Source organism: Bradyrhizobium sp., assembly GCF_016462955.1.
Classification (GTDB): domain Bacteria; phylum Pseudomonadota; class Alphaproteobacteria; order Rhizobiales; family Xanthobacteraceae; genus Bradyrhizobium.
On the sequence record NZ_JAEMSD010000290.1, the window covers coordinates 2,774 to 8,752 of the forward strand.

Here is a 5,979-nt window from a genome sequence, read left to right on the forward strand (position 1 = left end):
CCGGCGCTGGGGCGTGTGGGCCTCTGCTTACGGCGGCGGCAGCAATTTGAGCGGCAACGCGGCGGCGGGTTCAAGCTCCACCACGAGCCGCATTTACGGCACCGTGGTCGGCGCCGACTATCGCGTCTCGCCGGATACGCTGGTCGGCTTCGCGCTCGGCGGCGCGGGCTTCAATTTCTCCGTCGCCGATAGCCTCGGCGGCGGCCGTGCCGACGTCTTCCAGGCCGGCCTCTATGCCCGGCACAATTTCGGCCCGGCCTACCTCTCGGCCGCCCTCGCCTATGGCTGGCAGGACGTCACCACCGACCGCACCGTGACGGTATCAGGCACCGACAAGCTCACCGCGAACTTCAGGGCCAGCACCTTTGCCGGCCGTCTGGAGGCCGGTTGGCGCTTCGCACCCATCCCCGCCTCCAGCTTCGGCGTCACGCCTTATGCGGCCGTGCAGGCCACCACCTTCCACCTCCCCGGGTACGGCGAGACCGCGCTCGTCGGCAGCAACCAGTTCGCGCTGTCCTACGGCGCGCAGGACACCACCAATGTCCGCACCGAGCTCGGCGCCCGTACCGACCAGCGCTTCCTCGTCAAGGACGGCGTGCTCACGCTGCGCGGCCGGCTCGCCTGGGCGCACGATTCCAACACCAACCGCCTCGTCAGCGCCGCCTTCCAGACGCTGCCGGGCGCGGCCTTCACGGTCAGCGGCGCGCAACCGGCGGGGGACTCTGCACTGGTCGGTGGTCGCGCCGAGATGAAGTGGCGAAACGGCCTCTCACTCGCAGGAACGGTCGAGGGTGAGTTCTCGCAGAGCACGCAGACCTACACCGGCAAGGGCACGGTGCGATATGAGTGGTGATGCGACGCGCTGTGCGCGGTGTTGCGCCCGCGCGTCAATTAAGCCAAGCAGGATCAGGACTTAAGCACCGCCACGACCGCCACCCGTAAGGTTGCGCTTCTACTGTGCATGGGGTTGTTTTGCGGAATTTGTTTGTCGGGCCGGTTCCCGAACGACTACCGCCCCGTCTTCACCTTCGTCCACAGCCGGTTGATGATCCGCTGCGTTGCCGGCTCGCGCGCCGTGATGACGAACAGTTTTGCGAGCGCCGCCTCGTCCGGATAAATGTTCTTGTCGCCAAGGATCTTGGGATCGACCAGCTTCTGGCTGGCGAGGTTGCCGCTCGCGTAGGACAGAAAGTCCGAATTCTTGGCGGCGACGTCCGGGCGATAGAGATAGTTGATCAGCTCGTGGGCTTCCGCGACGTTCTTCGCATCCGCGGGGATCGCGAGATTGTCGAAGAACATCTGCGCGCCCTCTTTCGGAATGGCATAGCCGATCTCGATGCCATTCTTGGCTTCGGCTGCCCGAGCGCGGGCTTGCATGATGTCGCCGGACCAGCCGACCACGAAGCAGATCTCGCCGGTCGCGAGCGCGCTCAGATATTCGGAGGAGTGAAACTTGCGCACGGAGGGACGGACTTTCGTCACGGCCTCGGCGGCCTTCTCCAGGTCGGCCTGCCTGGTCGAGTTCGGATCGAGCCCGAGCCAGTTCAGCGCCGCAGGGAAGATGTCGTCGGCGGAGTCGAGCATGTGCACGCCGCAGTCCTTGAACTTGGCGAGGTTCTCCGGCTTGAAGACGATGTCCCAGCTGTCGATCTTGGCGTCCGGTCCGAGGATCTGCCTCACCTTGGCGACGTTGTAGCCGATGCCCGTCGTGCCCCACATGTAGTTGGCGGCGTAGACATTGCCGGGATCGTAGGTCGCCAGATGCTTGGTCACCATCGGCCAGGCATGGCTAAGGTTCGGCAGCTTCGACTTGTCGAGCTTCTGGAAGATGTTGGCCTTGATCTGGCGCTGCAGGAAATAGGCGGTGGGCACCACGACGTCGTAGCCGGACTTGCCGGCCATCAACCGCGTCTCCAGCGTCTCGTTGGCATCGAAGGTGTCGTAGACCACCTTGATGCCGGTTTCCTTGGTGAAGGCCTCCAGGACCTCCGGCGCCATGTAGTTGGACCAGTTGTAGAAGTTGACGACCCGCTGCTCGGCGCCGGCGGGCGCGGAGAGCCATGCCAGCGCTGCGGCGATCGCAAGACCCAGCCCAAGTCCAGAGCGGATGACGGTCCTCATCCCTGTCTACCTCTTGCGCCCACTCACCGCGTCGGACAGGCGCTCCAGCGCGGTGTCGAGGGTCTGGTCCTTCTTGGCGAAACAGAACCGCACCACCGACGTCACCGGGTCCTGCTCGTAGAAGGCCGAGACCGGGATCGCCGCCACCTTGTAATCCCTGACGATCCGCCAGCAGAACTCGGTGTCGCTTTCGTTGAGCCCCAGCGGCGACAGGTCGACGGTGAGGAAGTAGGTGCCTTGGGACTTCAGCACGGGGAAGCCAAGGCTCTCCAGGCCCTTGGTCAGGCGGTCCCTGCTCCGTGTCAGATCCTTGCGCATCGACAGGAAGTAGTCGTCGGACTTGCCGAGGCCGTAGGCGACGGCGGCCTGCAGGTTCGGCGCGCTGGTGAAGGTCAGGAACTGGTGCACCTTGGCGGCCACGCGCAGCAAGGGCGGCGCCGCGCAGACGAAGCCGATCTTCCAGCCGGTCAGCGAGAAGATCTTGCCGGCCGAGCCGACCTTGATGGTGCGCTCGCGCATGCCGGGGATGGTGATGAGCGGAATGTGCTTGTGCTCGTCGAAGGTGACGTGCTCCCAGACCTCGTCGCAGATCGCGATGACATCGAACTCCTGGCAATAGCGCGCCAGCAGCTCGAGGTCCTCGCGCGGATAGACCACCGCGCTGGGATTCAAGGGGTTGTTGAACAGCACCGCCTTGGTCTTTGAATTGAACACGCTTTTCAGCATGTCCTCGTTCAAGCGCCAGTGCGGCGGCTCGAGCCGGACGAGGCGCGGAATGCCGCCGGCCTGCCGGATGATCGGCAAGTAGGAATCATAGACCGGCTGGAAGCAGACCACCTCGTCGCCGGGCTGCACCACCGCGAGGATCGCCGAGGTCAGCGCCTCGGTGCCGCCTGATGTGACCATCACCTCGCTCATCGGATCGAGCTTGAGGCCGTGCCAGTGGTCGTAGTGAGTCGCGATGGCCTGGCGCAGCTCCGGCAGGCCCATCATCGAGGGATACTGGTTGTAGCCGTTCAGCGAGGCCTCTGCCGCGGCGCGGCGGATGTCCTCGGGCCCGGGATCGTCGGGGAAGCCCTGGCCGAGATTGATGGCATCGTTGTCGCGCGCGGCCTGCGACATCGCCTCGAAGATGGTGACGGGAAGGTCGGCAAAGACCTTGTTTAGATTGGAGCTCTTCGACATCGACCCGATCAGCCACCGACCTTGCTGGGAAGTCCCGCCGCCTTCCAGCCCAGCATGCCGCCGGCCAAATGCTTGTCGTAAGGCAGGCCCGCCGCCTGCGCCGCCAGCGACGCCGTCACCGAGCGCTTGCCCGAGCGGCAGGCGAACACGACCTCCTTGCCCGCCGGATCGGGGATCGCCTTCGGATCGAAGGTCGAGAGCGGAACCACGACACCGTAAGGGTAAGCTTCGGCCTGGACCTCGTTGGGCTCACGGACGTCGACGAGCAGATAGCGCCCTTCGGCGACACCCTTGGCGACCTCGTCCGGGGTCAGATCCTGCACTTGATTTGCCACATCATCCTCCAACGTCGGGCCGCGGGCCGGGCGATCCCCGGCCGGCGGCAACCTCGCCTCTCGGGCGACGAAAATCAAGCGCCACAAAGGCTTGAGCCGTCCCGCGCAAGTTAAAGCTAAATCGCAGCGGCTTGAAGTGCAGCTTTCGGGGCACTTCACCTCTCCCGTAGGGAGAGGTGGACACTGGGCCACTTGATCGAACGCAGTCCTAGATCGTCACCTGCGTGCCGACCTCGACCACGCGGCCGCTCGGGATCTGGAAATAGTCGGTGGCATCGTTGGCGGAGCGGCTGAGCGAGATGAACAGCCGATCCTGCCAGCGCGGCATGCCGGAATGGGCGGCGGGCTTGAGCGCCCTTCGCGACAGGAAGAACGAGGTCGACATGATGTCGAACTGCCAGCCCAGCTTGCGGGCGATCGCGAGGGCCTTCGGGACGTTGGGCGATTCCATGAAGCCGAACTTCAGCGTCACCTTGGAGAAGGTCGGTGAAATCTGCTCCAGCTTCACCCGCTCCGCCGGATCGATCCGCGGGGTCTGCGCAGACTCTATAGTGAGAATGACATTCTTCTCGTGCAGCACTTTGTAGTGTTTCAGACTATGCATCAGCGCGGTCGGCGCGCTGAGCGGATCCGAGGTCAGGAACACGGCGGTGCCGGGGACGCGCTGAGGCGGACGCTTCTCCAGCATCGCGACGAGGTCGGCGAGCGGAAATTCGAGCTTCCGCGACTTCTCGAACAGCAGCCGGCTGCCGCGCCGCCACGTGTACATCAGGATGATCATGACGGCACCGAGCGCCAGCGGCACCCAGCCGCCCTCGAACACCTTCAGCAGGTTCGCGCTCAGGAAGGTCAGATCGAGCAAAAGGAACGGCGCGATCAGCGCGGCGGCGGCGAGCCCCGACCAGCGCCACCCCTTCCAGATCACGATGAAGCCCATCATCGCCGTGACCACCATGGTCCCGGTGACGGAGATGCCATAGGCGGAGGCGAGCGCGCTGGAAGAGCGGAACAGCAGCACCAGCAGCACCACCGCGACCAGCAGCAGCTGGTTGATGCGCGGAATGAAGATCTGCCCGGAATGGGCCTCGGACGTATGACGAATTTCGAAGCGCGGCAGCAACCCCAACTGGATCGCCTGACGCGTCAGGGAATAGGCGCCGGTAATGACGGCCTGACTGGCGATGACCGTCGCCATGGTGGCGAGCACGACCATGCAGCCGCGCAGGAAGCCTTGCGGGAAGAGCTGGAAGAACGGGCTCACGATCGCGCCGGGATCGCCGAGCACCAGCGCGCCCTGCCCCAGATAGTTCAGCGCCAGCGAAGGCAGCACCATCACCAGCCAGGCGGTCTGGATCGGCCGCTTGCCGAAATGGCCCAGGTCGGCATAGAGCGCCTCGGCACCGGTCACGGCCAGGAACACCGCGCCCAGCGTCACGAAGCCGACGATGCCATGGTTCAGCATGAACGACACGGCGTAGAGCGGATTCAGTGCGAGCAGAACGTGCGGCTGCTCGATGATCGGGGGGATCGCCGCAACGGCGAGGACCGTGAACCAGACGCACATGATCGGGCCGAAAAAGGCGGCAACGCGCGCGGTGCCGCGCGACTGCACGGCGAACAGGCCGACCAGGATCACGATCGTCAGCGGAACGATGTAAGGCTCGAACCGCAGCGTAACGTCCTTCATGCCCTCGATCGCCGACAGCACCGAGAGGGCCGGCGTAATCACGGCATCGCCGTAGAACAGGGCTCCGGAAATGATACCGAGCAGGACGATGGTCGCCCCGCCCGGACCTGCGCCGACCGCTCGCTGCGCCAATGCCATCAGCGCCAGCGTGCCACCCTCGCCATTGTTGTCGGCACGGAGCAGGATCACGACATATTTGAGCGTCACCACCAGGATGAGCGCCCACAGGATCAGGGAGAGCACGCCGAGCACGGCCGCAGCCGTCGGCAGGCCGTCGTGCCCGGACGCCGCGGTTACCGCCTCGCGGAACGCGTAGAGCGGGCTGGTGCCGATATCGCCATAGACGACGCCGATGCTGCCGAGTGTCAGCGCACCGAAACCGGCGGTCGTGTGGGCCTCGCCATGCCCATTGGCCGCCGCCGTTTCCGGGGCGGTAATCACTACGTCGCTTGTCATGGGAGAGCCCAGTGGCCTCTAAAATGCTTCACTGCACAACGGCGGAAGAGCGCGCGGCTTATAGTCCTGCGCTGCGGGCATAGCCTAGCCCGTTTTCAGGCCCTCGATATGCAAATCTGCATAACTCGTGCAATGGCGGTTAGATGGTGACCTGGGTTCCGACTTCAACCACTCGCCCGGTGGGAATCTGGAAGT

The 5,979-nt window shown here is 64.9% G+C and carries 5 protein-coding genes; 1 reads left to right on the forward strand and 4 read right to left on the reverse strand.

All coding sequences use genetic code 11. The annotated features are described in order from the left end of the window. Positions 1-853: autotransporter outer membrane beta-barrel domain-containing protein (locus JHD07_RS25115; RefSeq protein ID WP_291626924.1), on the forward strand; the 853-nt coding region annotated here is incomplete at its 5' end. Between the two features lie 155 nt (positions 854-1,008). Here the strand turns inward: JHD07_RS25115 and JHD07_RS25120 are convergent. The 4 genes from JHD07_RS25120 to JHD07_RS25135 form a co-directional block, all read right to left on the reverse strand. Next, positions 1,009-2,121 carry a polyamine ABC transporter substrate-binding protein gene (locus JHD07_RS25120; protein WP_291626925.1) on the reverse strand — a complete coding sequence of 371 codons (1,113 nt, stop codon included), beginning with the start codon at positions 2,119-2,121 and terminating at the stop codon, positions 1,009-1,011. Between the two features lie 6 nt (positions 2,122-2,127). Next, on the reverse strand, positions 2,128-3,306 hold the full coding sequence (locus JHD07_RS25125; protein WP_291626927.1) for an aminotransferase: 1,179 nt from the start codon (positions 3,304-3,306) through the stop codon (positions 2,128-2,130). An 8-nt stretch (positions 3,307-3,314) separates the two neighbouring features. Further along, the gene (locus JHD07_RS25130; RefSeq protein ID WP_291626929.1) at positions 3,315-3,641 is read right to left on the reverse strand and encodes a rhodanese-like domain-containing protein; all 327 of its coding nucleotides are present in this window, start codon (positions 3,639-3,641) and stop codon (positions 3,315-3,317) included. Positions 3,642-3,849: 208 nt separating this feature from the next. Next, on the reverse strand, positions 3,850-5,784 hold the full coding sequence (locus tag JHD07_RS25135) for a potassium transporter Kup (protein WP_291626932.1): 1,935 nt from the start codon (positions 5,782-5,784) through the stop codon (positions 3,850-3,852). Positions 5,785-5,979 lie beyond the last annotated feature (195 nt).